At 74.9% G+C, this 24,878-nt stretch carries 24 protein-coding genes; 17 read left to right on the forward strand and 7 right to left on the reverse strand.

Annotation, left to right across the window (positions count from 1 at the left end; genetic code table 11):
- From LHA35_RS20760 to LHA35_RS20805, 10 genes are all read left to right on the forward strand, one after another.
- Positions 1-261, forward strand: a 261-nt coding sequence (locus tag LHA35_RS20760) for a VirB3 family type IV secretion system protein (protein WP_226611760.1), incomplete at its 5' end; no start/stop codon positions are given.
- A complete protein-coding gene (locus LHA35_RS20765; protein ID WP_111472173.1) occupies positions 254-2,770 on the forward strand; it encodes a VirB4 family type IV secretion/conjugal transfer ATPase in 2,517 nt (838 codons plus the stop codon). The genes LHA35_RS20760 and LHA35_RS20765, both read left to right, overlap by 8 nt.
- Entirely contained in the window at positions 2,767-3,522 is a 756-nt protein-coding gene (locus LHA35_RS20770; RefSeq protein WP_111472172.1) for a type IV secretion system protein, read from the forward strand. The genes LHA35_RS20765 and LHA35_RS20770 overlap by 4 nt, the downstream gene beginning before the upstream one ends.
- Positions 3,519-4,076 carry an EexN family lipoprotein gene (locus tag LHA35_RS20775; protein ID WP_128080122.1) on the forward strand — a complete coding sequence of 186 codons (558 nt, stop codon included), beginning with the start codon at positions 3,519-3,521 and terminating at the stop codon, positions 4,074-4,076. Before LHA35_RS20770 ends, LHA35_RS20775 begins: the two co-directional genes overlap by 4 nt.
- A complete protein-coding gene (locus LHA35_RS20780) occupies positions 4,073-5,101 on the forward strand; it encodes a type IV secretion system protein (RefSeq protein ID WP_226611761.1) in 1,029 nt (342 codons plus the stop codon). The genes LHA35_RS20775 and LHA35_RS20780 overlap by 4 nt, the downstream gene beginning before the upstream one ends.
- A 180-nt stretch (positions 5,102-5,281) precedes the next feature.
- The gene (locus LHA35_RS20785) at positions 5,282-6,043 is read left to right on the forward strand and encodes a type IV secretion system protein (protein ID WP_226611762.1); all 762 of its coding nucleotides are present in this window, start codon (positions 5,282-5,284) and stop codon (positions 6,041-6,043) included.
- Positions 6,040-7,011 (forward strand): TrbG/VirB9 family P-type conjugative transfer protein, encoded by a 972-nt coding sequence (locus tag LHA35_RS20790; protein WP_226611763.1) that lies wholly within the window; start codon positions 6,040-6,042, stop codon positions 7,009-7,011. The genes LHA35_RS20785 and LHA35_RS20790 overlap by 4 nt, the downstream gene beginning before the upstream one ends.
- Positions 7,008-8,075, forward strand: coding sequence for a TrbI/VirB10 family protein (locus tag LHA35_RS20795; protein ID WP_111472223.1), 1,068 nt, complete (start codon positions 7,008-7,010; stop codon positions 8,073-8,075). Before LHA35_RS20790 ends, LHA35_RS20795 begins: the two co-directional genes overlap by 4 nt.
- Entirely contained in the window at positions 8,075-8,986 is a 912-nt protein-coding gene (locus LHA35_RS20800; RefSeq protein WP_111472222.1) for an ATPase, T2SS/T4P/T4SS family, read from the forward strand. The genes LHA35_RS20795 and LHA35_RS20800 overlap by 1 nt, the downstream gene beginning before the upstream one ends.
- Positions 8,983-10,776: a type IV secretory system conjugative DNA transfer family protein gene (locus LHA35_RS20805; RefSeq protein ID WP_165839048.1), complete on the forward strand. Its 1,794-nt coding sequence runs from the start codon at positions 8,983-8,985 to the stop codon at positions 10,774-10,776. Before LHA35_RS20800 ends, LHA35_RS20805 begins: the two co-directional genes overlap by 4 nt.
- Here LHA35_RS20805 and mobF read toward each other — a convergent pair.
- The gene (mobF, locus tag LHA35_RS20810; protein WP_111472220.1) at positions 10,762-14,100 is read right to left on the reverse strand and encodes a MobF family relaxase; all 3,339 of its coding nucleotides are present in this window, start codon (positions 14,098-14,100) and stop codon (positions 10,762-10,764) included. The two genes, LHA35_RS20805 and mobF, sit on opposite strands and share 15 nt — an antisense overlap.
- A 6-nt stretch (positions 14,101-14,106) precedes the next feature.
- Entirely contained in the window at positions 14,107-14,397 is a 291-nt protein-coding gene (locus LHA35_RS20815; RefSeq protein WP_111472219.1) for a hypothetical protein, read from the reverse strand.
- A gap of 183 nt (positions 14,398-14,580) precedes the next feature.
- Here LHA35_RS20815 and LHA35_RS20820 point away from each other — a divergent pair, with 183 nt between their 5' ends.
- From LHA35_RS20820 to LHA35_RS20830, 3 genes are read left to right on the forward strand one after another with little or no spacing between them, the layout of a single operon-like run.
- Positions 14,581-15,021, forward strand: coding sequence for a hypothetical protein (locus LHA35_RS20820; RefSeq protein WP_207803025.1), 441 nt, complete (start codon positions 14,581-14,583; stop codon positions 15,019-15,021).
- Positions 15,014-15,799 (forward strand): hypothetical protein, encoded by a 786-nt coding sequence (locus LHA35_RS20825; protein ID WP_111472218.1) that lies wholly within the window; start codon positions 15,014-15,016, stop codon positions 15,797-15,799. The genes LHA35_RS20820 and LHA35_RS20825 overlap by 8 nt, the downstream gene beginning before the upstream one ends.
- Positions 15,799-16,311: a hypothetical protein gene (locus LHA35_RS20830; protein ID WP_128080127.1), complete on the forward strand. Its 513-nt coding sequence runs from the start codon at positions 15,799-15,801 to the stop codon at positions 16,309-16,311. Before LHA35_RS20825 ends, LHA35_RS20830 begins: the two co-directional genes overlap by 1 nt.
- Before the next feature lie 589 nt (positions 16,312-16,900).
- Here the strand turns inward: LHA35_RS20830 and LHA35_RS20835 are convergent.
- The 4 genes from LHA35_RS20835 to LHA35_RS20850 all read right to left on the reverse strand — a co-directional run bounded on the left by LHA35_RS20835 (position 16,901) and on the right by LHA35_RS20850 (position 19,856).
- Complete coding sequence (locus LHA35_RS20835) at positions 16,901-17,848, reverse strand: replication initiator protein A (protein WP_226611764.1); 948 nt, start codon at positions 17,846-17,848, stop codon at positions 16,901-16,903.
- A gap of 1 nt (position 17,849) precedes the next feature.
- A complete protein-coding gene (locus tag LHA35_RS20840; protein ID WP_111472216.1) occupies positions 17,850-18,116 on the reverse strand; it encodes a hypothetical protein in 267 nt (88 codons plus the stop codon).
- 25 nt (positions 18,117-18,141) lie between these two features.
- Complete coding sequence (locus LHA35_RS20845) at positions 18,142-18,777, reverse strand: AAA family ATPase (protein ID WP_111472215.1); 636 nt, start codon at positions 18,775-18,777, stop codon at positions 18,142-18,144.
- Between the two features lie 143 nt (positions 18,778-18,920).
- Complete coding sequence (locus tag LHA35_RS20850) at positions 18,921-19,856, reverse strand: ArdC family protein (protein WP_226611765.1); 936 nt, start codon at positions 19,854-19,856, stop codon at positions 18,921-18,923.
- Positions 19,857-20,373: 517 nt separating this feature from the next.
- Here LHA35_RS20850 and LHA35_RS20855 point away from each other — a divergent pair.
- From LHA35_RS20855 to LHA35_RS28765, 3 genes are read left to right on the forward strand one after another with little or no spacing between them, the layout of a single operon-like run.
- The gene (locus tag LHA35_RS20855; protein ID WP_111472213.1) at positions 20,374-20,583 is read left to right on the forward strand and encodes a hypothetical protein; all 210 of its coding nucleotides are present in this window, start codon (positions 20,374-20,376) and stop codon (positions 20,581-20,583) included.
- Positions 20,584-20,596: 13 nt separating this feature from the next.
- Entirely contained in the window at positions 20,597-20,809 is a 213-nt protein-coding gene (locus tag LHA35_RS28760) for a PIN domain-containing protein (protein ID WP_165839047.1), read from the forward strand.
- Positions 20,785-21,012 (forward strand): PIN domain-containing protein, encoded by a 228-nt coding sequence (locus LHA35_RS28765; protein WP_165839046.1) that lies wholly within the window; start codon positions 20,785-20,787, stop codon positions 21,010-21,012. The genes LHA35_RS28760 and LHA35_RS28765 overlap by 25 nt, the downstream gene beginning before the upstream one ends.
- 204 nt (positions 21,013-21,216) lie before the next feature.
- Here the strand turns inward: LHA35_RS28765 and LHA35_RS20865 are convergent, their stop codons facing one another.
- Complete coding sequence (locus LHA35_RS20865) at positions 21,217-23,175, reverse strand: ParB/RepB/Spo0J family partition protein (protein ID WP_165839045.1); 1,959 nt, start codon at positions 23,173-23,175, stop codon at positions 21,217-21,219.
- A gap of 862 nt (positions 23,176-24,037) precedes the next feature.
- Between LHA35_RS20865 and LHA35_RS20870 the strand changes: the two genes are divergently transcribed.
- Positions 24,038-24,805 carry a reverse transcriptase domain-containing protein gene (locus LHA35_RS20870; protein WP_111472210.1) on the forward strand — a complete coding sequence of 256 codons (768 nt, stop codon included), beginning with the start codon at positions 24,038-24,040 and terminating at the stop codon, positions 24,803-24,805.
- Positions 24,806-24,878: the final 73 nt, after the last annotated feature.

Consider the following 24,878-nt stretch of genomic DNA (forward strand, 5'->3'; position numbering starts at 1 on the left):
CGGTGGGGCGTGCCGATGGAGGGCTACTACCTCAACCTCTTCGGCACCTGGCTCCTCGGCATGGTGCTCGGCAGCCCGCTCTGGTGGGCCACCTTCTTCGTCTGGCACCTGCCGATGGTGGCGCTGACGAACCGCAACCCGCACTTCTTCCACGAGCTGCGCATGTGGTACGTCACGCGCGGCCAGACGATCGGCGGCGTGCTGCGTGCCCTGCCGGACCGCGCGCCGCGGCGCGCGAAGGACCTGGTGTCCGGTGTCTAGCCGCTTCGCGCCCCGTGCGCCGACGCTCGGCGAGCACGTCCCGATCGAGGGCCACCTCACCGACCGCGTGCTGCGGCTCTCCGACGACGGCGCCTACGCCATGCTCGCGCTCGATGGCCTGTCGGCCGAGACGGCGAGCGACGCCGACCTGCTCGAGCGGGTGGAGCGCCTCAACGGCACCCTGCTCAACGTGCCCGCCGGCGACCGGCTCGTGGTCTCGGTCTACCTCTGCCGCAGCCTCGCCGATCCCGACACCGTCCCGGAGCCCGACCCGCGGCTCACCCCCTTCGCGCGGGCCTTCGCCGCCGGCTACCGCGAACGCCTGCTGGACGGCCTCCTCTACGAGAACCGGCTCTTCCTCGGGCTCCACCTGCGGCCCGCCGCCGGCGCCGGAGCGGAGTGGTGGGCGCGGCGCAGGGCACGGAAGCGCGGCGCGGACGCCGCCGGCGAGCGGGCGATCGACCGCGCCCGCCACCTTGAGCGGGTCTGCGACTGGCTCCTCTCGGAACTGGCCGACTACGGCCCCCGGCCGCTCGGCCTGGCGGAGCGGGGCCGGCAGGTCTTCAGCGAGATCGGGGAGGCCCTCGCCTTCGCGGCGACCGGCGTCTGGCGCCCCGTCCCGCTCACCACGGGCCGGCTCGCCGAGGCAATGTTCGCCGAGGAGGTGGCGTTCCACTACGAGACGGTGGAACTGCGCGGCCCCGGCTACACCCAGTTCGCCGCTATCCTCACCTTCAAGGGCTACCCCTCGCTCACCTTCCCCGGGATGCTCGGTGAGGTCGAGCGGGCCCCGTTCCGCTGCACCCTCCTCCACCACTTCGAGCCGCTGACCCGCTCGGGCGGGATCGGCCTGCTCACCCGCCAGCAGAACAAGATGGTCTGGGCCGGCGACAAGGCGCGCAGCCAGATCGCCGAGCTCGACGAGGCCGCGGACCGCGTCGCCTCCGGGCGGATGGCCATGGGGGCGCACAGCGTCTCGCTCGCCGTCTTCTCGGACCGCGCCGGCGGCGCGCTGCCGTGGTACCGGCGCTTCGCGGCGGCGCTGCGGGGCGCCGGCCTCGGCTCCGTCGCCGCGGCTCGGGTCGAGGCGGCGCTGGACGACGCGACCGGCGGGCCAGGCCGGAACCCGCTCGACGACGTGGTGAACGCGGCCTGGAAGACGCTCGCCAACTGCGGGGCGGCGGTCGCGCGCGAGAACAAGGCGCTGATGGCGGCTTGGCTGTCGCAGCTCGCGGGCAACCACCGCCTGCGCGCCCGGCCCGGGGCGCTGTCCACCCGCAACCTCGCCGCCATGGCGCCGCTGCACGGGCCGGCGCGCGGCGTGCCGCGCTCGCGCTGGGGCGCGCCGATCCTCACCCTTCGCACCACGGCCGGCACGGCCTACCCCTTCCACTGGCACGACGGGGAGGGCGACGACGCCGTCGGCAACACCCTCATCACCGGGGAGACCGGCTCTGGCAAGACGACGCTCGTCGGCGCGCTCATCGCCTGCACGGCGGGGCGGGCGGACGTCGTCGGGCTCGACCACAAGCAGGGTTGGCGGGTGCTGTTCGGGCACCTCGGCGCGCCCTACGCGGTGATGGGCGGCGGCAACCCGATGTTCGCGCCGCTCAAGGGGCTGGAGCCGACCCCGGCGAACCTCGACTTCCTCCTCGACCTCCTGCGCGGCTGCATCCTCCAGGGCGGCTGGCGCGACCTGACGCCGGAGGAGGAGCGGCTGCTGGCGCTCGGCATCCGCACCGTCATGGAGAACCCGCCCGAGCACCGGCGGCTCGCGGAGGTGGCGGCCTTCCTCGCCCCCGACGTGGACGTGGACGGCGCCGGGGCGCGCCTCCTGAAGTGGTGCTGGGGCGGCGAGCTCGGCTGGGTGCTGGACGCGCCGCGCGACGCGCTCGACCTCTCGGGTGGCACGGTCGGCCTCGACGCCACCGACGTCCTGAAGAACGGCCGCGCGGCGGCGCCCACCCTGCTCTACCTCTTCCACCGCATCGGCCTGCACCTCGACGGCCGCCGGCGCCTGCTGCTGCCCGTGGACGAGGGCTGGCGGGTGCTGGAGGACCCGGCCTTCTACCGGCCGATCGCGGCGCAGCTGCGCACCATCCGCTCGAAGAACGGCGTCGTCGTGTTCATCACGCAGTCGCCCTCGGACGCGGCGAACAGCGCGATCGCCGCCGAGCTGCTGGAGCAGTGCCCGAACCAGATCCACCTGCCGAACCCGCGCGCCTCGGAGGAGGACTACGTCGGCCGGCTGAAGCGCACGCCGGGTGAGTTCGCCGCGCTGCGGGCGCTCGGGAAGGGCTCCGGCCAGTTCCTCGTGTGCAAGGGGCGCGAGAGCCTCGTCGCGGAGCTGCGCCTGCGCGGCCTGCCGCAGCTCGCCGCGCTCTCGGCCGGCGAGGCCGCGCTTCGCGCCTACGAGGCGCTCCCCGAGGAGGTGCGGGCCGACCCGCGCCGGCTCGAGCACGAGTTCCGGCGGCGCCGTGCCGCCACGGAGGAGGAGGTCCCCGCATGACGCGCGTCCCCACCAGGGCGGCCGTGGCCGCCGCGCTCGCTGTCCTCTCCGCCGCGGCAGCCCCGCCGGCCCGCGCGCAGTGGACCGTCGTCTGCCCGACCTGCCGGCAGGAGCTGACCGACAATCTCGCCTGGGCGCAGCAGGCGGCCGACATGGTCCGCCAGCTTCAGCAGATGAAGCAGCAGTACGACCAGCTCGTGATGACCTACCAGGCCATCACGCGGGTCACAGACCTCGGCAGCGCCGTCTCGGCGCTGAACATGCTCGGCATCCGCAACCCGCTGCCGATCAACCCCTACGCCGCGCAGAGCCTGATGAACGGCACGGGCGGCGCGGGCGGCATGCTGAACTCGCTGTCTGGCCTCTACACGGGCACGCTGAACGGCAACACCGTCTACGCGCCGCGCGACGACACCTGGACCACGCGCCAGATCGCCGCCAACGGCGGCGGCTTGGCCGGCGCGCAGGCGCTCGCCCTCCAGCTCTACCAGTCGGCGGCGGAGCGCGTCGCCGGCCTCGCGGAGTTGCAAGGCCGCATCGACGGCGCGCCGGACCCGTCGGAGCGCGAGGCGCTGATCGCCCGGCTCGGCGTCGAGCAGGCCTACATCCAGAACCAGCAGGTCCAGGCGCAGAACATCCAGACCTACCTCATCGCGCAGACGCAGGTGCGCGAGCAGCAGCGCGAGGAGCGCCTCCAGCAGAGCATCGACGAGATCCTCGAGGAGGCGCGCGGCCGGGGGTGGTGGCGATGATCCGGCGCGGGTGCTTCGTGCCGCGGTGCCAGGCACCGCGGCTGCTCGACCCTGACCTGCTCGGGGGGCTGGGGCTGCTGCTGTGGACGCTCGCCTTCCTGGCGCTGAGCTCGGCGCTCGGGGTGGCGCAGCCGCTGCCGCCGCAGGAGCGGCGGACGGTCTCCTGGTACGTCGCCAACCCCTGGGCGCTGGAGGCCGTCACGCGTGCCTGCCGGGACGATCCAGGCCGGCTGCGCGGCACCCCGGACTGCGTGAACGCCGACCAGGCCCGGATCGTCGTCGCCGAGCGCGAGGCGCGGGCCCGCGCCGGGATGCGGCCCGAGGCGCCTGCGGCCACGCCCGACGCGGAGCGGACGCGCCGAGCGGAGGCCGAGGCCCGCCGCAACCAGGGCGACCTCACCTCGCCGACGAGCCCGCGCTACTGGGCTACCCGGCCGGTCGAGCGGGCGCGCCAGCTCAGCTACTGCGGCCGCATGACGGCCGAGCAGCAGGCCCGCTTCTACTGCGACGCCGCGCGCGCCGCCGAGGCCGAGGCGCGGAGGCCGCGCTCGTGAACGGCTGGGACATCTTCACCCGCCTCTACGACCTGGTGGCGATCCCGCTGCTCACGGGCGTGGACGCGATGATCGCGGCCATGACGGGCTGGGTCGCGGGCTGGCTGAAGGTGGCCCTCGTCGTCTACGTGACCGGTCGCCTGATGTGGCAGGCGCTCGTGCAGAACGGCGAGCCGCTGAGCGAGGTGGAGCGGCTGATCGTGATGGGGGCCGCCGCGGTGGCGCTCGTGACGACGGTCGGCGGCTACGGCCCCTGGGCGCGGGACGTGCTGCTCAACGGCCTCGGGCCGGAGGTCGGCCGCGCGCTCGCCGGAGCGCTAGGAGAGCGCCCCGTCACTGGCGGGTTGTTCGACGAGATCTGGGGCAAGGCCTGGGTCTCGGGCCTCGCCATCTACCGCAGCCTGCCGTGGTCCATCGCCGGCCTCGGGCTCTGCATCATCGTCGTGTTCTACTGGATCATCGCGGTCTTCGCGATCGCGATCGCCTTCCTCGTCTGGATGAAAGCCTTCATCATCCTCGCGCTGCTCGTCGGCGTCGGGCCGATTTTCGCGGGGCTCTGGGTTTTCCCGCTGTTCCGCCACATGGCCATCGGCTGGCTCAACACCGTCTTCGCCAACATCGTGCTGCAGATCCTCTCCACGGCCCTGCTGGCGCTGCTGCTGAGCGCAGAGACGCAGCTCCTCTCGCAGGTCGCCACCCTCGCCGCGGCGGGCGGCATGGCGAACGAGATCCGCGGCGTGCAGATGCTCCTTGCCGGCATGGTGCTCTTCGTCGCCTGCGGCTGGATCACCTACCAGCTCCCGGGCATCGCCTCCGCCATCACCGGCGGCTTCGCCGGCTACGCCCTGCCCTACGTGCGCTCCCGCGGGCGCGACGCTTCGGGCGGGGGCGGGGGCGGCACGCCGCCGCAGGTCGAGCAGCAGCAGAAGCCGGCGGTCGCGCCCGCGACGGCCCCGGCGCCGATCCCGCTCGCCCTCCCCCGTCCCCCTGTCGGCCCGGCCGGGCCGTCGATGTCCAACCGATAGGAGCCCCGCCGCCGTGCCGCGCCGCATACCCCTCCTCTTGGTCGCCCTCGTCGCGCTCGGCACCGTCGCGGCCTGCTCCGACGGCCAGCGGCGCCTAGCCGAGCCCTCCGGCCCGGTCTTCCGGCTGAACCCGGACCGCTGGCCGGACACGGTTGCGTCCGCGGGGAGGGCAGCCCCGCGATGAGCGCACCGCTCCGCCTCAAGCCCGGCGTGTGGCCCGCCGAGCCGCTGAGCCCCGAGGCCGCGCAGCAGTTCCTCGCCGACGCCGCGGCGCGTGCCGACGAGGTGCGGCGCACCGGCCTCGCCTTCCGCCGCGCCGGCTGGATCGCTGGCGCCTTCGGCGCGCTGCTCGGCCTCGCCGGGGTCGGCGTGGCCGCGACCGTGGTCCTGCGCGCCGAGCCGGCGCGGCTCGACTTCGCCCTCCTCGACCGCGAGACCGGCGAGGTGAGCCCGACGCTCGCGGCCCGCGACGCGCCGCGCGCCTTCACCGACCACACCGCGCGGCAGTACCTCCGGCGCTTCGTCGAGGCCTGCGACGGCTACGCGCCGACGCCGAACCCGACGACGCTCCAGCGCGACCTGCACCGCTGCGCGATCCTGCTGACCGAGCCGATGCAGGAGCGCTTCCGCGCGAGCGTGGCGCGTTCCAACCCGGAGAGCCCGCTCGCCACGCTCGGCCGCAGCGGCGTCCGCACGACGGAGGGCTTCCGCTACTTCAAGTACCCCTCCGAGGGCCGTACCCAGACCTGGCGCGTGCAGTACACCCGCGTCGAGACGCGCGTCGGCGCCGGCGGCCCGGGCGTGACGACGCGCACGCCGATGACGGCAATGGTGAACTTCCAGTGGCGCCCCGAGCTGCCGCAGCTCGCCGAGGACCGCGACTGGAACACGGCCGGGATGCAGGTCGTGACCTACAGCATCGAGCCGGACACCGGGCGATGAGGCGGCGCGCTCCCCTCGCCGCGGCGGCGACGCTGGCCGCCGCCCTCGCCCTCCCCTGCCCCGCCGCAGCGCTCGACGAGCCCCGGCCCGTGGACCCGGCCGAGCCGCACATGCGGACGCTGCCCTACAACCCGGCCGGGCGGACCCTCCTCGTCGGCACCGTCGGCCGCGCCACGGTGATCACCTTCGGCCCCGACGAGCAGGTGAAGCGGGTCGTGCTCGGGGTCGAGAACTTCTGGGAGCCGCCGAACGCCCAGGCGCTCGCGCAGTCGCCGCTGAACAACGTCCTGCCGCTCTGGGCCGTGGCGCCTGGGCGGACGACGCTGCAGGTCGTCACCGCCCGGCACGGCGCGCCGGACCGCGTCTACCAGTTCGCCGCCGAAGTCCGGCCGCTGCCGCGCACCTGCGGCCCCGACGGCCGGGCCGAGTGCCCCGACGACCCGGCGGCCACCTACGGCCTCGCCTTCACCTACCCCGCGGACGAGCGGGCGCGGCGCGAGGCGGAGGCGGCCGAGGCCCGCCGCCAGGCGGCGGAGCGGGCGACCGCCTCCCGCGCCCGTCGGGAGGCGGAGGTCGCGCGCGACCGCCTGGCCGTGGACTTCGCCTGCCGCAACTGGACCTTCGAGGGCCGCGGCTCGGCCGACCTGGTGCCGGACGAGACCTGCGACGACGGGCAGCGCACCGCCTTCCGCTACCTCGGCAACCGCCAGGTGCCGAGCGTCTTCGCGGTGGACGCCTCCGGTGCCGAGCAATCCGTCCAGGCGTTCGCCCGCCCCGCCAACGAGCCGGGACTGCGGGGGATCTGGTGGATCGTCCCGGGCGTCCACCGCGAGCTCCGCTTGCGGCTGCCCGGCGGCGCGGTGCTGGCGGTCTACAACCGCGCCTACGACCCGGTCGGCCGCAACCCGGGGACCGGCACGATGCACCCCGACGTGGTGCGCGAGCTGGCGGGGCAGGCGCGCCGATGACCGAGGACCGCGGCGCCCCCGACACCACCGGCCGGCGGCTGCTCACCCAGAAGCAGACCTACGCGGTGTCGATCCTCGGGGCCGGCGCGCTCATCGCCTTCGTCTTCTGGCGCCACCCGGGGAACGAGCCGCCGGAGCCGCCCCAGCCGGCGGGCGGGATCGGCCGGCGCGTCACCTTCGACGCCCCCCAGCCGCCACCGGCGACGCCGCCGGCCGAGCCGGTCGCCTTTGCGCTCCCTCCCCCGCCCCCGCCGCCCCAGTTGGCGGCGGCGCCGGCGCAGGCGCAGGCGGCGACCGGGCCCCGGGCGCCGCGCATGATGTCCTACGCCGTCACGCCCCCTCCCCGGTCCGACGACCGATCCGGCGCCGAGGGCGGCGGCCCCCGGCCGGCGGCGGGCGGCACGGATGCGGATCCGGCACGGCGCGGGACGTCCGTGGCCTTCCGCGGCACGGCGATCGCGGGCGCCCGTGCGGGTGCGCCGCTCGACACCACGCTCGTGCTCATGCCCGGCGTCTACCGCTGCACGCTGGACACCGCGGTCAGCAGCGAGCGGCCGGGGCCGTTCTTCTGCCACGTCACGCAGGACTGGCTCTCGCCGGCGGGCGTGCGGCTGATGGAGGCCGGCACCCGCATCCAGGGCAGCTACGAGAGCCACGTCGCCGTCGGCCAGAGCCGGATCCTCTCCCTCGCCGCGACGGGCTGGACGCCGCAAGGTGTGCCCGTGCCCCTCGGCGCGCCCGTCGGCGACGCGCTCGGCCGCGTCGGCATGGACGGCGCCGTGGACCGCCACTTCTGGGAGCGCTTCGGCGGCGCCGTCTTCCTCATGCTCTCCGGCAGCGCCATCAGCGCGGCGCAGGGCGCGGTGCAGGCCGCGCTCGCGCGCGGCGACAACAACACCTACCTCAACCTCCAGACCGGGGGCGTGCAGGGCGCCGTCGCCTCGGTGCTGCGCGACAGCATCAACATCCCGAACACGGTCACGAAGAACCAGGGGGAGGAGATCGCGATCCTCCTCACGCAGCCCGTCGACTTCTCCGACGCCTACCGGTTGAGGCTCCGCTGATGCTGGCCGGCGAGGCGACGCTGCTGCGGCTGCTGGAGCCCTTCGCGGCGGCGCTGGCGCGGCCCGGCACGCGGGAGATCGTGGTGAACCGCCCCGGCCGCTTCGGAGTGGAGGGCGAGGACGGCTGGACCTGGCACGACGCGCCGGAACTGACCTTCGCGCGGCTCGATGCGATCCTCACCCTCGCCGCCTCGCGCACCTCGAAGCGCGTCGGCCCCGATCGCCCCTCGGCCTCCTCCGTCCTGCCCGGCGGGGAGCGCATCATGGGCGCGCGGCCGCCGGCCGCGCCACCGGGCACGATCACGCTGGCCATCCGGCGCCGGGCGAAGGACTTCACGCCGACCCTCGAGTGGCTGGAAGAGCGCGGCTACTTCGCCGCCGTGCCCGGCCGCGGCGCGGCCTGGTGGCGGGCGGCGGTCGAGGCGGGGCGGACGATCCTCGTCGCCGGCGCCATCGGCAGTTCCAAGACCACCTTCGCCGAGGCCCTCATCCGCGCCGTGCCCGCCGACCGGCGCCTCGTGACGATCGAGGACACGCCGGAGTGGATGGACCTGCCGCACGAGAACTGGTCGCCGCTGTACTTCGACGGCGAGCGGCGCACCGCCACCGACTGCCTCCAGGACGCGATGCGGCTGCGGCCGGACTGGCTGCCCTTCCAGGAGCTGCGCGGCGGCGAGGCCTGGGCCTTCCTGCGCGCCCGCGTCGTCGGGCACCCCTCGGTCACCACGATCCACGGCGCCGACCCCGAGGCCGCGATCGAGGCGGCGGCGCTGATGGTGCGCCAGAGCCCGGAAGGCCGCGCGCTGGAGGCGGCGACGGTGCACGGCCTGCTGCGCCAGCACGTGGACCTCGTCGCGCACTGCGCGCGCGATCCGTACCGCCTGACGGCGGTGATGGAGGTGCGGCCGTGACGCGGCGGGGGGCGCTGCTGGCCGGTGTCCTCGGCGCGGCGGCGCTCGCCGCGGTGCCGGTCGCCTCGGCCACCTACCTCTCGATCACCGGCCTCGGCGCGCATCCCTACTTCGCCGCCGCGGGCCTCTGGACGAAGGCGACCGCCTGGACGCTCTACGCGCCGCAGGCGGGGGCGAACTGGTGGGCGGCTGTCACGGTTGGCCTGTCGGGCTTCCTCGGCCTCGCGCCGCTGCTGCTGGCGGGGACCGCTGCCGTCGCGGTGCGGCGCCGCGGCGGGCGGCCCCTGCACGGCGAATCCCACTTCGCCACCCGGAGCGAGGCGGAGGGGAGCGGCATCGTCTTCGCCTCGCGGCCGGTCCCCGACGGCATCATCCTCGGCAAGTGGGGCCGGGGGCCCTTCGCGCGCTACGCCTGCCTACCCGGGCAGCAGCACGTCGCGGTCTACGCCCCGACCGAGGAGGGCAAGGGCGTCTCCTTCGTCGTGCCGAACGCGATGAACTGGGGCGGCGCGCTCGTCGCCTTCTCGGTGAAGCGCGACCTGGTGCGGTGGACAGCCGCCGAGCGGGCGCGGAAGGGCGACGCGGTGTTCGTGCTCGACTTCGGCGACCCGGAGGGTCGCACGCACCGCTGGAACCCCCTCGGCCTGGTGCGCCGGGGCACGCCGGACGCCACCGACGACCTCCAGAAGGCGATGTTCGCCCTCGTGCCGGAGACGCGCGCCAACAATCCTTATTGGGACAACGCCGGCCGCCGCGTCGCCACCGCCCTCGCCGTGATCCAGTCCGAGACGCCCGGCGCGCCGCTGACGGTCGCCGCAGTGGCCGGCCTCGCCCGCCGTGGGGATTGCGTGACCCACCTCCGTACCCTGGTGGCGGATGCCAGAAGGGAGGGGCGCCCCTACCCGCGCGCCGCCGTCGAGACGGCGCTCGGCTGGGCCGACGGCCTCGAGAAGGGCAGCGAGGAGGCGCGCGGCGTGCGCCAGACGATCCTGACCGCCCTCTCGCTCTGGGAGGTGCCGCGCATCGCCGCCGCCACGGCGGCGAGCGACTTCGACGTGCGGGAGCTGCGGTCGCGCCGGATGTCGGTCTATCTCTGCGCCCAGCCCTCCGACCTGCGCCGCATGCGGCCGATCTACGCAATCTTCTTCCAGCAGCTGATCGACGCCATGGCGCGCGAGGAGTTCGGGGAGAAGCGGGAGCACCGGCACCGCGTCCTCGCCCTGCTCGACGAGTTCTGGGCGCTCGGCGAGCACCGGGTGCTGGCCGACGCCACAGCCTTCATCCGCTCCTCGGGCCTGCGGATGGCGATCGTCGTGCAGTCGAAGGACCAGACCCGGCTCGCCTTCGGCGAGGACGGTTCGCGCAACATCTACGCCAACATGGGCGCCGAGGTCGCGCTCGGCGGCCTCGACCAGCGCCAAGCGGAGGAGGTGAGCCAGCGCGGCGGCAGCGACACGGTCGTGGAGACGACGCAGAGCCGGCCGCGCTTCTTCGGCTGGCTCAGCCCGTCGCGCCAGAGCGAGAGCGAGACGGTGAGGCGGCGCGCGCTGATGCTGGCGCAGGAGGTGCAACGCTTGCCGGCGGACAAGCTGCTCGTGCTGCGCCGCCGGCTCGCGCTGCTCATGCTCGACCGCCTCGTCTGGTACCGGGACCCGTGGTTCCGGAAGCTGGCCGCCGAGCCCCCGGCCGTCCCGACGCTCGCCGTGCGGGTGGAGCGCGACGCGGCGCTGCCGGGAGAGGCCGGCCCGGCGGCCGTTCCCGCGGCCACCGGCGGCTCAGCGGTGCAGTGACATGGAAGGGCCCTCGCGTCCCCGCTCGGCCACCGGCCCGCGCAGGCGCGCCAGCCGCTCCCGCACCGCCCCCGCCAGCTCGGCGCCGAGGCGCGAGAGCCGATCGGCGAGCGCCCCGCGGGCGCGCACCGCCTCGGCGAGGCGCGCGACGACCGGGGCAGCCGCTAGGCGCTCGCGGCTATCTGCTAGCCGCCTCTCCAGAACGGTCGGAGCGAGGCCCCTCTCCTCCCGCCTTTCCGCCGGCCGCACCCCGTGGCGGAGCGCCCGCGTGGCCCCGCGCCGGACCTCGCCGGCCCGGGCGAGGAACTCCAGCGCGCCCTCCTGCCGCGGCTGCCGCCCGAGGTTGCGCGCAGCGTTCGCCCAGGCGTCCGTCTCCGTCACGGGCCGGACGTCGTTCAGCGGCCGGCGCCGCACCACCTCGGCGTGCTCTGCGCCAGCCGAGATCAGCAGCCAGGAGACCCGGCGGTGCCGCGTGCCCGAGGCATAGGCCGCGAAGCCCGTCACCGCCTTCGTTCCGGCCGGCAGGGCGTGCACGTGCTCGGTCGCCGTGGATCCCTGCGCGGTGTGGGTGGTCATGACCTCGCCGTAGGCCAGTCGCACCCGGCCCGTGGTGCGGTCGGCGAGGGTGGACCAGGCCACCCGTCCCTCCCGGCCCGAGGCGTTGCGCACGCGCATGCCCTTCGCGTCGGCCGAGAGCACGGTGAGCACCGAGCCGTTGCGCCCGATGCTGCCACCCTCTCCCTCCGCGCGCGTGCTGGCGAAGAGACGCACCCGGTCGCCGGGCGCGAGCGCCATCTCGTAGGCGTTCCCGTCGCGGTCGGCCGCGCGCACCCGGACCTGATCCTCCCCGACCTGCCCCAGCCCCCGCCGCACCTCCCGGATGGCGACGCCCAGCCGGTGCGCGTCCATGTTGGTCGGCGCGGAGACGGTGAGGGTGTAGGACGGGTCGCCGGCGTTCGCCCGCAGCCGCTCGCCGACGAGGGCCGCGACGCGCTCCACCGCCTCGCGGGTGCCGCCGGGCACCAGCTCGGCGGTGCCGTCCTCGCGCTTCATGGCGAGGGCCTCGGCCGCGCGGCCCTCGCGCCAGTGGCCGGCGATCTCGCGCTCCCGCTCCGCCCGCTGGCGGACCGTGGTGAGGATCTCCGGCACCTGGTCCGAGCCGAGCGCGCGGCGGACGAGGTCCACGATCGGCCCCGCCTCGATCGCCTGGCACTGCCGGTCGTCGCCGAGCATGGCGAGGCGAAAGCTGCGGGCCTCCTGGAGGCGCAGCAGCTCGAGGCCCTGCCGGGTGCCGAGCAGGCCGAGCTCGTCCACCACCACGACGGAGCGTCGGTCGAGTACGAAGGCGCCCGCCTTCGCGCCCTCCAGGAAGACGCTGAGCGCGCGAACGTTCTCCTTGGCGATCCCGGCGTCGGCCAGGTCGTCGGCCTGCCGCCAGGCGAGCGCCACGCCGTGCACCGCCCTCCCCTGCCCCGTCCAGGCCGCCACGAGGGGCTGGAGCAGCGTGGTCTTGCCGCTGCCGGCGGCACCCACCACGACGCCGAGCCGGCCGCCCTCGCCGAGGCGGTGCATGGCGCGCCGCTGCGCCTCGCCGTGCTCGCCCTCGAAGGCGAGGCCGATGCGCCCGGCCGCGGCGGCGATCTCGCCAGCCCGGAGCGCGCCCGTGCGGTCCGCGGCGGCGGCGCGGGCCAGCCGCATGAACTCCGCCTCGTCGGCGGCGTGCAGCGCCGTGGTGATGCCGACCTCGCCCCGCTCCCCGGCCCGGCCCCAGACGAGCGCCGTCGCCTCGCCGTACTGGCGCACGCCCTCGCTCCGGAAGAGCGCGGTCACACGTCCGACGTCGGCCGTCTCCTCGATGCCGGCGGCGATGAGGCCGCGCAGCGCGGCGGTCCGCGCGTCGGCGCCGCTCACCACCGCGCGGCGGTCCAGCTCCTTCTCCAGCCAGGGCAGCGCCGCCTCGTAGGCCCGGGCGATCCGCTCCTCCCGCGTCGGCCCTGGCCCGGCCCGCCGCGGCCCCTCGATGCCCTCGTACCGCCAGCCGAGCTCGCGCGCCTGGCGGCGCCAGTCGGCGAAGTCGGCCACGTCGTCCTTCCGGAGCTTCTCCCGTGCCTCCGCGTCGATCCCGGCCGGCGTGCCCTGCACGCCGGCCTTCAGCAGGCCGGAGCGGCGCTCGGGCGGCAAGGCGTCCCAGTCGAGGCCGAGCGTCCGGGCGTAGGCCCGCGCCGCCTCCTCGCCGCCGAGGGTGCGCTTCGAGAAGTGGTCCCGCACGTGGTCCGGGATCGCGGCGAGCCGGGCCATGCCGGTGCGGTCGTCGAGCACCACCTCCGCGCCGAGCCGGCGGAGGTTCGCGGCGAGGTGCGCCTGGTAGAGCGCGCCGGCCTCCTTGATCAGCCCGTCGAGCCGGTCGAGGTCGAGCGAGCCGACCCGGCCGTTTTCGCAGAACACCGCGTTCGGCACGGTGAAGTGGGTGTGCAGGTCCGGGTCGCCGGGGACCTGCACGGAGACGCTCTCGGTGACGGTCCGCCCGTCCTCCTGGCGCGCGGTCCAGAGGGTGGGGCGGGAGGTGTAGTGGTCGAAGGCGATCCAGGCGACGTGGCCAGGGTCGGCGCCGTCGCGCCCGCCGTCGCCCTTCCGGGCCTGCCCGATGCGGCCCTCGATGGCGGCCATCGCCTCGGCCGCGGCGTCGCGGTGCGCGGCGTAGATCGAGGCCTGCTCGGCCGGCCGGGCGAAGGCCCAGGCCACCGAGACGGACTTGTCGGGGGTGAGGCAAAAATCGACGGAGCCGATCGGGGTAAGGTCCTTCACCTCGCCCGTGCGCCGGTCGGTGACCTGGCGGGCGACGGCGTAGCGCTTGCCCTCGATCCGCGCGCCGTCGGCCCGGCGCCCGGCCAGCAGCGCATTGATCTCGTCGCGCGTCACGCCCCGGTCCGGGTCGAGCCCGAGGCCGCGCGCGACGAGCGGGTGCATGTCGCGCCGCGGCTCCGCCACGGGCGGGCCGTAGGCCGCCTCGAAGTCGCGCCGCTCCAAGGTCTGTGCCAGCCGCTCGCCGAGGCGCGCCTCTTCATCGTCGGGGTCGGCCCCACGGTCGGCGTGCCGGAGCATCAATTCCGATATCGCTTCGCTATACGATAGATTGCCCTTGTCCATCTCCCCGGCCAGCTCGGCTACCGTCCGGTCCTCGGCCGAGGCGGCGGCGTCCCTGCCCCCCGTGTAGTAGCGGGCGAGGTCGGCGACCTCGCGGGGCAGGGTCCGCGTCAGCAGGTGGTCCGTCATCGCCGTCGCAGAGGCCGGCTCGCCCGCGGCGATCGTGGAGTAGGTCAGCATGGCCCGTCAGGCCCCGGGCACGAGGGCCTCGGCGATCTTGCCGGGCAGCGCCGCGAGGCGGGCCTCCAGCCGCGCCATGACCGCCTCCTGGGCCGAGAGGGCGTTCGCCATGTCGCGCAGCGCCTCGGCCAGGTCGCCGCCGGCCGGGGGCTCCTCGGCCGCGGCCAGCAGGATCCGCTCCAGCATCGCCGTGTGCGCCGCGAGCGTCTCGTTCATCTGGGCCACGCCGCGGATGAGCGCGTCCTGCCGCTCCTCGATCCGGGTCAGCCGGTCGTCGTCGCGCGCCGTGGCTGCCATGGGGCCTCCCGTTCCGCTCACGTGCCGCAGGCACGGACCGCATTGGCCAATGCCTTGGTCTGTGCAGCTTGTTGCCTTTCACGGGCGGCGACCACGTTCTTCACAACCGTAGCGGGTAAACTTCACGCGCGGCACACGCTTGCCTTCACGCCAGCGGACGCCGCCTCGGGCAGACTCCTCCCCATGAAGCCCGACGCCGAGCTGCGCAGGATCGCCAAGGTCGCCCGCGGGGGATCCGGGCGCTCGCCCCTCTACCGCTGGCTCCGGGCCCGCCACGACGCCTTCGCCGAGTTGGTCGAGGAAAACCGCCCGAACTGGCGCGCCCTCGCCGAGGGCTTCGCCGGGCTCGGCCTGACGGGCGCCGACGGCCGGCCGCTCACCGCCCCCACCGTGCGGCGGACCTGGTGGAGCGTGCGGCGCGACGTGGCCGCCGCCCGGGCGCGGCGCGCGAAACCTCCCCATCCGCCCGCGGCCGTGCCGGCGCCCCCGCCGACGGCGACGCGGGCCCCTCCCCCACCCGCCCCGACTGCGGCGCCGACGTCCCCTGCCTCCGACGGCGCGGACGCCCTCGCGCGGCTGCGGGCCGAAATCGACGAGCGCAGCGGAAGGAAGCGGCATGGCTAGGGGCAACGGACAGGCGGCGACCCTCGGGGCGGAGGCCGCCCCCGCCGCGGCGGGCGAGGTGGTGCTGGCGGTCGGGCTCGGGCGCGGCTTCGGGGGCAAGTCCACCGGCCTCGCCGAGCTCGTCTGGCGGGCGCGCAATGGGGGGCGCGAGGTGATCGTCGCCGACGGCGACCCGCGGAGCCGCACGCTCGCCGGCATCTTCCCGGAGGCGATGCAGCCGCCGACCGAGGAGCTGCCCGACGTGAAGGCCTGGCTGACGGGCGTGCTGAACCGGATGGTGAAGGAGCGTCGGTCGGCGGTGCTCGACCTCGGCGGTGGCGACCGGGTGCTACAGGAGTACGGGCGCGACCTCCGGCTGGTGGAGTTCTGCGCCCGGCGGGGGATCGAGCCGCTGGCGCTCTACTTCCTCGGCCCGGAGGACGAGGACCTGCGGCACGTGCTGTCGATCTGGGAGGCCGGCTACTTCCGGCCGAAGCGGACGCTGCTCGTGCTGAACGAGGGGGTGATCCGCGAGGGCCGCACGGTCGCCGGCGCCTTCGAGCGCACCCTGGCCGACCCGGGCTTCGAGCGGATGGTGCGCGAGGGCGCGGCGCCCGTCCTCATGACCCGCCTCGCCTGCATGGACCTGGTGCGCCGGCGGGGCCTGGGCCTCTACGCGGCGGCGGCCGGCGACGGCGAGGCCCCGCTCGACCCGGTGGAGCAGTTCATGGTGGAGGACTGGCTCGCCGACCTGGAGGGCAAGCGCGCCAAGGCCGGCGCCGCGGCCTGGCTGCCGTGATGACGGGCGCGGCCCCCTCCCCTGTCCCGGCGGGAGCACCGACGCCGGAGGACGTGCGGGGCTGGTGCGAGCGCGCCGGGATGCGTGCCGACAGCCCCCTGCGTGCCGCCCTGCTGGCGACCTTCGAAGCGGCCACCGCAGCGCGGGAGGCGGCCGGGGGCGTGCGGGGCCTGACGCTGGAAGGCGAGCGCGACCTGGTGCGGCGTGCCGCCGAGGCCGCGGCGGCTGGTGCCGAGCGGGAGGTGGCCTCCCTGGCCCGGCGGGTGGACCTGCGGACCTCCGCCCTCCTTGCCGCCGCCGGCCTGCTGCTGCTCGGCGGGGGCTACGCCCTGGGCCGGTGGGACGGTGGGGCGCGGGCGGCCGCGCCGGGCGGCGCCTCCTTCTTCGCCGCAGTGGCCGAGCTGAACGACGCCGCGGCCCTCCGCCGCCACTGCGAGCGCACCGCCTACGACCACGGCGGCCGTCGTGCCTGCACCCTGCCGCCCGTCTGGGTGGGTCCTGGAAGCCGGTAGCCGTGTCCCTCTCCCGCCTATCTTCCCCTGCCGTTCGGAGTTGCGTTCTCAGCCGGCTCCCCTTCATGAGCCTCTTCTTCTCGCGCCGTGGAGGAGCGGTGCGGCTTATCCACAGGCGGTTTTCCTTAAGGAGAGTCTACGTAAGTAGGGTTAAGGATATTACGGACTCTCGACGCTGCTGTTTCGGCTCGATTTTCCGACGAGACTCGGGGCGTGAAAGCCCGGGTTCGGCGGGCGCGATAGCCCGTGGTCGTGGGGGCGTGATCGCCCGACAGGATTCACAGGGGCGGCGGCCGCTGTCCACAACCGGCCCGGACCCGCCCGCACCCCGTTCCGGGGCGTGATCGCCCGATGCACAAGTGTCCGTCGCCGTCCGGCGGGCCGGGATCGGCCTACGACGCGGCCTGAACCCGGGCGTCAGGGCGTGATCGCCCGATACCGGAGTGCTTTCAAGCGCGGCGAGCAACAGCAGCGGACGTCCGGGGGCCGCTTTATCGGGCTATCACGCCCTGGCGGGTGCCCCCTGGCGGCGGGAGCGTCGCCGCCTGCCCGGATTATCGGGCTATCGCGCCCTGCACCGACGCCGCCGTCACTCCGGCACCGCCGCCCCGGGCTCTCGCCGCGCCGCCACGCGCAGCCGCGGTAGGCGCTTCGGCGCGTAGCCGGGGTGGTTGGTCGGCAGCATCGCGCGGGCCGAGAAGCGCAGGGCCTCCTCACCGCCCTCGGTGCGGTAGAGCTCCAGCCAATAGCCCGGGAGGCGCTGCCGCTCGACGACCTTGCGCACGTCCTTCGCGAAGTCGGCGAGCCGGCGCGTCGAGCCCGACTTGTGGTGGAGCTGCGCCATGGTGAAGCCCCAGCCGCCGCCCTGGTGGCCGCCGTGCTTGCGCACGACGCGGTAGAGCCACCGCTCGATGCCGCCGGTGAGCGCGAAGTACTCGCGGTCGATGGACAGCACGAGCTTGTCCTCGAGCACGCCCTGGTAGAGCCAGTCGGCGATGGTGAACTCGATGCCGAGCGACCGCCCCTCCTCGTCGGTCGGGGCGGACCACTCCTCGATCCAGCCGAAGCCCTGGGGCCTGGTGCCCTTCTGGCGGATCGTCGTCTCGATGACCGTGCCCTTGAGGCGCCGCAGCGCCTCGACGATGCGGCCGTACTCGGCCCCGCCGGTCGGCCGGCCGATGGCGCGGAGCAGCTCGTAGAGGCTGACGCGGAAGCGCCGCGAAGTCGGCACGCCGCGGGTCATGGCCTCCCGGATCTGGCTCGCCGCCCAGATGAGGATGTCGGCGTCCCAGATGGTGGCCATGCCCGTCTCGGAGTTGGCCGTGACCCGGACGCGGACCTCCGTGGTGCCGTTGCGGACGCGGTAGTCGATCGGCTCGGTGCGCTTGCCCTTGGAGAGGCTGAAGAAGGGCCGCTCCATCATCTCCATCTGGTCGTGGGTCGGCAGGTCGCCGGGCAGCGCCGCGAAAAGGTCGAACTGGCCCTCGCCGCGCGGGGCGCGGGCGGCCTTCGCGGGAGCCTTCCCCGGCGTCGCCACCCTATGCCTCCTCGGCGTCGAGCGCCTCGCTCACCTTGAAGGCGATCCAGGCGCTGCGGCTGATGCCCCGGCGCCGGGCGGCGCTGTCGACGCGGCGCAGCAGCGCGGCGTCGAAGCGGAGCATGATGGGCGTCTTGCGCCCGCCGCCCGCCTCCGGCTCGGCCACGGCGGACTTCGCGGCGCCCTGAATGAACGCCTCGGCGGCGCGCTCCTGCGCCGCCGGCGGGCTGGTGGTGCGATTGCCGTTCGGCCTACGTGCGATGGCCATACGATGTCGCTCCGATCTCGCTGTGCTATACAAACACTGCCTTGACCATCGCCGCAAGCTCCTGCGCGGCTTTTGGGTCGCGGGGCGTCAGCTCGAGGACCGAGCGGCCGGCGGCGGCGGCGTTCGGGAAAGCCTTGCGCCGGCCGATCGGCGTCGGGAGGTATTCGAGCCCGTCCGCCTCGCCGAGCGCCTCGGCCGCGGCGTCGTTGTCCGCCCCCTGCGCGTCGGCGGCGTTGAGCACGACGACGGCGCGGAGCCGGTCGTTGATCTCCCGGGCCTCGCGCACGAGGGCGGCGATGTTGTCGATCGCCCAGAGGTCGAAGCTCCGCGGCTGCACCGGGATCAGCACCGTGTCGGCGACGGTGAGGGCGGCGCGCAGGCTGCCGGTGTCCCGCCCGCCGACGTCGATCACCACGTCGGCGTACTTCGGGGCGAGCTGGCGGGTCTGGGTGCGGATGGCCGCGCCGTGCAGCGAGACGGCGGTGTAGCCGGGCTGGCCGAGCTGCTCAGTGCGCAGTTCGGTGAAGCCGATGGCGGTGGCCTGCTCGTCGCCGTCCACCAGCAGCACGTCCCGGCCGTCGAGGGCGCGCGCGATCGCCAGGTTGACCGCGAGGGTAGTCTTCCCGACCCCGCCCTTGGTGTTCCCGACCACGAGTATCATGATCCCGCTCCGATGCCGCCCCGCACGCACTATAGGGGCGATTCGCCATCGGGGCGATATACATCGCAAAGCGCCGGCCGGGACGGCCGGCGCGAGTTTTCAGACCGGGCAGGGGGCAGCGCCCCCTCTGCCCTGCCCCGCCGCTACGCCGCGGCGTCCGCCGATGCCCGGCGCGCATGCATCCAGTCGGCCGCCGCCTGGGCCTTGGCGGCCGCCACGAAGATCGCCCGCTTGTCCGACCGCAGCACCTTCAGCCAGGACGCCACGTAGGCGGCGTGGTCCGGCCGGGGCTCGGGGACGAGGCGCAGGTCGGCGCAGAGGAAGGCCGCGCCGAGCTCCGCCACCAGCTCCTCCACCGCATAGGCCTCCTCGCCGAAGCGGCCCCGCAGGTCGCGGGCGAGACGGGAGGCGTGCCCGGTCCAGTGCGTCGCCTCGTGGGCGAGCGTGGCGTAGTAGGCGACGGCGTCCCGGAAGGCCTGGAAGGGCGGCATCCGGACCTCGTCGGCCGCCGGCGCGTAGCAGGCGCGGGCGCCGCCGTGCCGGACCGCCATGCCGAGCCCGGCGAAGAAGGCGTCCGCGTGGGCGATCCGCTCGGCCTCGGGCAGCGCGGGGAGGGCAGGGGCGTCGTAGCCGTCCACCTGGGAGGCGTTGAACACGCTGTAGCCGCGCGCGAGGAGACGGGGCCGGCCGCGCCCCTCCGCCTCGTCACCGGCCTCGTCCTCGTCGCCGCGGCCGTCCAGCGCCTTCCAGAACACGACGGGGCAGGCGCGCTCGCCCTGGCGCACTTGCGCGCCGAGCTCGCGCCACTGCCGGTAGGTCGCCCAAGCGCCGCCCGCGTAGCCCTCGGCCTGCGCCGCCGCCCAGAGCACCAGCACGTTCACGCCCCGGTAGGGCCGCCCGGTCGCGGCGTTCGCCGGCAGGGCCGAGGCGCGCCCGTCCGCCCCACCGTGCCACGGCATGCGCCAGTCGTCCGTGCCCGCCTCGACCGCCGCCGCGATGCGCTCCGTGACGCGCGCGTAGATGTCGCCCCGCGCCTCCGCGTCCTCGCCGCCGGCCCCGCGCGCCGTCCGATCCGCCATGTTCCGCTTCCTTCTTCCTGCGCAGCGGGAAGCAGCCCCGCTGCTTCCCTGCCCGTCGGCGAGACCGGGGAAGGAGGGGTGGCATGCGGGCGGACGCGGCCGGACCCCGGAGGGAGCGTGGCCCCTGGGCCATGCGAGCGAGGGGTCCTGCCGCGCGGTAGGCCGCGTGCCGAGGGGAACCTCGGGGCGGCGCCCCGTGGTGCCCCGCGCCGGCGGCGCCGGAGGCGACGATCAACGGGGAAGGCACCGCGCAGCCGCCCGCGAGCCGCGGGGCAGGGGCACAGCGTAACGATTGATTGTGTAAAGCGGAGCGCTATCGGATCGCCCGCAATGCGCTGCCATTGCACAGCGCTGCGGCTGCCCTGGTGCCGGCCTCCCGACGCCGCGCACCCGGTGGGCACCGGACGCCTGGGGGCTGGCGTGACGCATGCGGACCGATATACAAGTGCAGGCGTCCGGGCCGGCGCCGCGTTGAAACGCCGCGCGCCGCCCATCATGTCAGTGGCCGGAGGTCTCGATGCCCACGAAGCCGCACGCCACGGGGAAGACGAGGGCCGCGCGCCCGCGCGCGGCGGCGCCGGCACGCGCGGGCCTGCCGCGCGGCTACGGCGCGATGCGGGACGTGCCGCTGGAACTCGACCCGCGCATCGACCTGACGAAGCCGATCTACGAACAGGCCGCGGCGCTCCGGAAGGCAGCGCCGAAGCGCCCAGGGAAGCCGCGCTAGACGCCGGCGCCTGGTGCTGCTCGACACCCACGCGCTGCTCTGGCTGGTGCGGGGCGAGTTCCGGACGGAGGCGGCGATCGCCGCGGTGCGTGCGGCGCAGGACGAGGGGCGGCTCTACGTCTCCGCGGTCTCGGCCTGGGAGCTCGGGGTGGCGGAGCTGAAGCGGCGCGACCGGCCGGAACTCGGCATGCCGGCGGCGCGGTGGTTCCGGCAGCCCTGGCGCTGACCGGGGCCCGGCTCGCGACGGTGAGCGTCGCGGTGGCGGCGGAGGCCTCCGCGGTGCCCGCCGTCTACGGCAGCGGCGACCCCGGCGACTGCTTCATCATCGCGACGGCGCGGGTGCGCCGGCTGCCCGTCGTCACGCGGGACGGCCGCATGCTGGCGCTGGCCGTGTCGGCGCCCGACTACCTCGAAGCGGTGGAGTGCTGAGGATGCACCGCGCAGCCGCTTCGCTGGCGTAGCAGAATCGGTTGGCATTCGGGACGATATACAAGCGTATGCGGGACGACAGCGGCCGGTGGCGGCGGGGTCGCGCCGCCGGGGAAGCGGAGCCGCGCGGGCCGGCGGTGCCGGCCCGCGCGCATGGGTGCGGGGAAGGGAGGGCCGCCCGGTCGGGGCGGCCCGGTCGTGCCCCTACTCGGCGGCGAGGGCAGGGGGCGCGGCGGCGTCGTTCGCGGCCACCGCGCCGGGCACGCGCAGCGCGGCGGGCAGCCAGCCCCGGCCGTCCAGGGCGGCGGCCGCCGCCTCCGCCATCGGCTCCTTCTTCATGCCGGCGAGGCGGCGCGCGGCGTCCTCGCCGGCGCCCTCGCGCACCGCGGCGAGGATCGCGGCCTTCGGCACCCGGGCGAGGTAGCTCGCCGGCGTCGCCGACCACCACCGCCGCATGTCCAGCCCCGCCGCCGCGGCGACCCTGGCCGCCACGGTGTCCCCGGGCGCCGTCCAGTCCCCGGCGCCGGCGTCCGCCACGCGGGCCACGAGGACGGCCAGCAGCCGCAGCAGCGCCGCCTCGTCCTGCCCGGCCAGCCATGCCCAGAGGCCGCGCCGGTCGGCGGGCAGGCGCGCGCGCTGCGCGGCCTCGGCCTCCTCCACGCGCCGCCGGGCCGGGCTGTCGGCGAGGCCGGCCACGCCGGCGAAGGCCGGCGGGTAGGCCGGGAAGCTCGCCACCGCGTCGCCGTAGCGGCCGTAGAAGGCGTCGCCCGCCAGGGCATGCAGCAGCACCCGCAGCGCCAGGTCCGGCCGGCCCGCGAGCTCGGCCTGGAGCCCGAGGGTGCGGTGCGCCCGGAGCTCGGCGACGAGCGCGGCGGAGAGGGCAGGGGCCTTGTCCTCCGCGTCCTCCTCGGCGGCCGGGGCCTCGGCCCCCTCCGTGCCGGGAGAGTCCAGGGCGTCGCCGTCCTCCTCGTCCCGCCCGGCGCCATGCGGGGCCGCCGGCTTCGGCTCGTCCTCCGGCCGCACGAGGCCGCGCGTCACGGCCAGCCGGCCGTCGCCGGCGAGGGTGACGAGCGCGCCCGCGAGGGCGAGGTCCTCCGGCCGCCACGCCGCCTCCCGGACCTCGAGGGCGTCGACCTCCGCCTCGATGGCATCGAGCTCGGCGGCGACCGCCTCCGGCAGGTCGTCGTCGGTGCCGCCGTGCCCCTCCGCGAGCTCGTCGTAGCGGGCCGAGAGCGCGTCGCGGCGGGCCTCCTCCGCCTCGGTCAGCGGCGCCCTGGCCGGCCAGATGCGGCGGCAGCGCCAGAGGGCGTCCGACGCCTCCGCCCCGACCGCCACCCACCGCCAGCCCTCCGCGCGCACCGCCTCGGCCTCGGCCTCCATCCGCCGGCCGACGAGCTCCTCGAGGAGGGCGGGGTCGGCGATCCAGCCGCCGCCGTCCTCCGAGAACAGGTCGCGCTGCACGCGCCCGCCGGCCGCCTCGTAGGCGTCCAGCCCGACGAGCGCCACGCGCCGGTCCGTGGTGGGCAGCAGCGCGTCGGTCAGCAGCCGGCGGATGGTCGCCGGCGTGCGCTGCCAATCCGCGAGGCCCGCGAAGACGCGCTCCTGCGCCTCCCGGTCGTCGGTCACGGCGAAGGCGGTGACGTGGTCCAGGGTGAGGGCGCCCTCGCGGTAGGCCGCGACGATGGCGGGCGAGACGGCGGCGAGGCGGAGCCGCTGGCGCACGGTGTGGGCGGAGACGCCGAAGCGGGCGGCGATCTCCTCCACGCCCAGGCCCTCGCCGCCCCGGTGCAGCGCGGCGAAGGCCTCGAACTGGTCGGCCGGGTGCATGTCCTGCCGAACCACGTTCTCCGCAAGGCTCGCCTCTGCCGCATCCTCCCCGGCGTCGCCGTCGAGCACATGGCAGGGCACGGCGGCGCCCTTCGGCAGCCGCTTCGCCTTCGCCAGCAGCCGGAGCGCCGCGAGCCGCCGCCCGCCGGCGACCACCTCGTAGCGGCCCCCGCCCTTCGGGCGCACGACGAGGGATTGCAGCAGCCCGTGGGCGGCGATGGAGGCGGCGAGGGCCTCGACGCCCTGCCCGGCGCCGGTGCGGCGCACGTTGGCGGGGGAGGGGTCGAGCCTGCCGAGCACGATCTCGGCCGTGGCGCGGACGATGGTGTCGGTCATGTGGTGATCCTCCTTCGTGGCAGCGGGAAGCAGCCCCGCTGCTTCCCTGCCCGTCGGCGAGACCGGGGAAGGAGGGGTGGCATGCGGGCGGGCGCGGCCGGGCCCCGGGGGGAGCGTGGCCCCGCGGGCCATGCGAGCGAGGGGTCCTGCCGCGCCGTAGGCCGCGTGCCGGGGGAACCTCGGGGCGGCGCCCCGTGGTGCCCCGCGCCGGCGGCGCCGGAGGCGACGATCAACGGGAAATCAGCATAGGCCCACGGTGCAGAGATGTGCGATTGATTGCGCCTTTATATCGCTTAGGAAGCGCTTCGCTGCTGGTTCGCAATTGTTCTGTTGCGCAGGCAGGCGACCAAGCGCCGGCAGCTTTCCGCGTATCCGGAGGCACACTTCGAGGTCGACGGCGCCGGCATGACGCTCCACCATTCCGAGCCTCCGGTCAGGAAGCGCCCGGTGGCGGTCGGAGAGGCCGACTGAGGCGGCGGGGCGTTGTGATATCGTGGGCGCCCGGCGATCCCCTGTAAGGCGATCGACTCTCGGGGACTTTCCAGTTTTTCATTCCAATCCGGTCAATGACCGTGCTATGTCGCTACCACCCCAGCATTACGGGGGGACTCTCGCGCGTCTTCATGGCTCACCCATGAGGAGGCATGGACCGTCACGGCCGACCCGGAGGATCACTCTAGGAAGGTCGTTACGACTTGGTTAGTGGCTACGCAGCCATGGCATGGCCGCTGGGGCAAGTAGGGTCCCCTGTTCATGAAAACTGAACGCAGGCTTGGCCTCGCTCTGATGTGGATCAAGGTGTCATACTGGCTGGTAAAGCTGGTTGATGCCGTGATGAAGCTGATGGGCGGGGCCACTAACTATGAACTACGACGCATTCACCCATAAGTTCACGACCGACCGAGGCTTGCTGATCTTCGTCCCGACCAAAAAGGGCCAGGAGGACGGCAGACGGATCATCAAGGCCGTACTCAAGCATTGGTCGCCGCCCGACTATTTTTTCCATTTCCAGAAGGGCGGGCACGTCGCGGCGAGCTTGGTTCACCTCTCGAACCCCGAGTTCGCGCGCCTCGACATTAGATCGTTCTTCGATAGCGTCACCCGGCCGAAGATCCACCGCGCGCTCCGCAAGGTGGGCTTTTCACAGAAGTCGGCCTGGGAGACCGCGCAGGTCAGCACCGTGCGCAAGCCAGGCGCGACGGGGTTCAGCCTGCCGTTCGGCTTCGTGCAGTCGCCCGTCCTGGCCTCGATCGCCCTGGACCAATCTGCGCTCGGCAAGGCGCTCAGCGCCGCGGCGGGCGAGATCCGCTTGGCGGTCTACATGGACGATGTCTTGATGTCGGCCGACGGCGAGGAGGCGCTGGCACGGCATGTCGTCACCCTCGACGCGGCGGCAGAGGAAGCCGGCTTCGAGCTGCATCCGCACAAGCGTCAGCTCGGCACCGTGGTCGAGGCATTTAACCTGCGGCTGACCACCGGGGAGGCGAGGGTCACCGACGCGCGGATGGATCAGTTCGCGGCGGTGGAGCGGACCAAGACGGGGCTGCGGGAAGCGGCGATCGTGCATTACGTCGAGGGCATCAACCCGGACCAGGCGGAGGAGCTGAAGACGATCTACGGCGCGATCTGAGTGTCGAAGCGCCGGACCTGCACGTCCGTCTTCACGGTCGCGCTGCAAGGCGCGAGCACGAAAATCTTGTGGC

Origin of the sequence: Roseicella aerolata (genome assembly GCF_020523605.1) — a bacterium.
GTDB classification, from domain to species: Bacteria; Pseudomonadota; Alphaproteobacteria; order Acetobacterales; family Acetobacteraceae; genus Paracraurococcus; species Paracraurococcus aerolatus.

Bases quoted from the DNA above. Each gene is read 5' to 3' on its own strand.
- LHA35_RS20770 (WP_111472172.1), top strand. From the start codon at position 2,767: ATGACGCGCGTCCCCACCAGGGCGGCCGTGGCCGCCGCGCTCGCTGTC.
- LHA35_RS20775 (WP_128080122.1), top strand. From the start codon at position 3,519: ATGATCCGGCGCGGGTGCTTCGTGCCGCGGTGCCAGGCACCGCGGCTG.
- LHA35_RS20785 (WP_226611762.1), top strand. From the start codon at position 5,282: ATGAGCGCACCGCTCCGCCTCAAGCCCGGCGTGTGGCCCGCCGAGCCG.
- LHA35_RS20790 (WP_226611763.1), top strand. From the start codon at position 6,040: ATGAGGCGGCGCGCTCCCCTCGCCGCGGCGGCGACGCTGGCCGCCGCC.
- LHA35_RS20795 (WP_111472223.1), top strand. From the start codon at position 7,008: ATGACCGAGGACCGCGGCGCCCCCGACACCACCGGCCGGCGGCTGCTC.
- LHA35_RS20800 (WP_111472222.1), top strand. From the start codon at position 8,075: ATGCTGGCCGGCGAGGCGACGCTGCTGCGGCTGCTGGAGCCCTTCGCG.
- mobF (WP_111472220.1), bottom strand. From the start codon at position 14,100: ATGCTGACCTACTCCACGATCGCCGCGGGCGAGCCGGCCTCTGCGACG.
- LHA35_RS20815 (WP_111472219.1), bottom strand. From the start codon at position 14,397: ATGGCAGCCACGGCGCGCGACGACGACCGGCTGACCCGGATCGAGGAG.
- LHA35_RS20820 (WP_207803025.1), top strand. From the start codon at position 14,581: ATGAAGCCCGACGCCGAGCTGCGCAGGATCGCCAAGGTCGCCCGCGGG.
- LHA35_RS20825 (WP_111472218.1), top strand. From the start codon at position 15,014: ATGGCTAGGGGCAACGGACAGGCGGCGACCCTCGGGGCGGAGGCCGCC.
- LHA35_RS20830 (WP_128080127.1), top strand. From the start codon at position 15,799: ATGACGGGCGCGGCCCCCTCCCCTGTCCCGGCGGGAGCACCGACGCCG.
- LHA35_RS20840 (WP_111472216.1), bottom strand. From the start codon at position 18,116: ATGGCCATCGCACGTAGGCCGAACGGCAATCGCACCACCAGCCCGCCG.
- LHA35_RS20845 (WP_111472215.1), bottom strand. From the start codon at position 18,777: ATGATACTCGTGGTCGGGAACACCAAGGGCGGGGTCGGGAAGACTACC.
- LHA35_RS20850 (WP_226611765.1), bottom strand. From the start codon at position 19,856: ATGGCGGATCGGACGGCGCGCGGGGCCGGCGGCGAGGACGCGGAGGCG.
- LHA35_RS20855 (WP_111472213.1), top strand. From the start codon at position 20,374: ATGCCCACGAAGCCGCACGCCACGGGGAAGACGAGGGCCGCGCGCCCG.
- LHA35_RS20865 (WP_165839045.1), bottom strand. From the start codon at position 23,175: ATGACCGACACCATCGTCCGCGCCACGGCCGAGATCGTGCTCGGCAGG.
- LHA35_RS20870 (WP_111472210.1), top strand. From the start codon at position 24,038: ATGAACTACGACGCATTCACCCATAAGTTCACGACCGACCGAGGCTTG.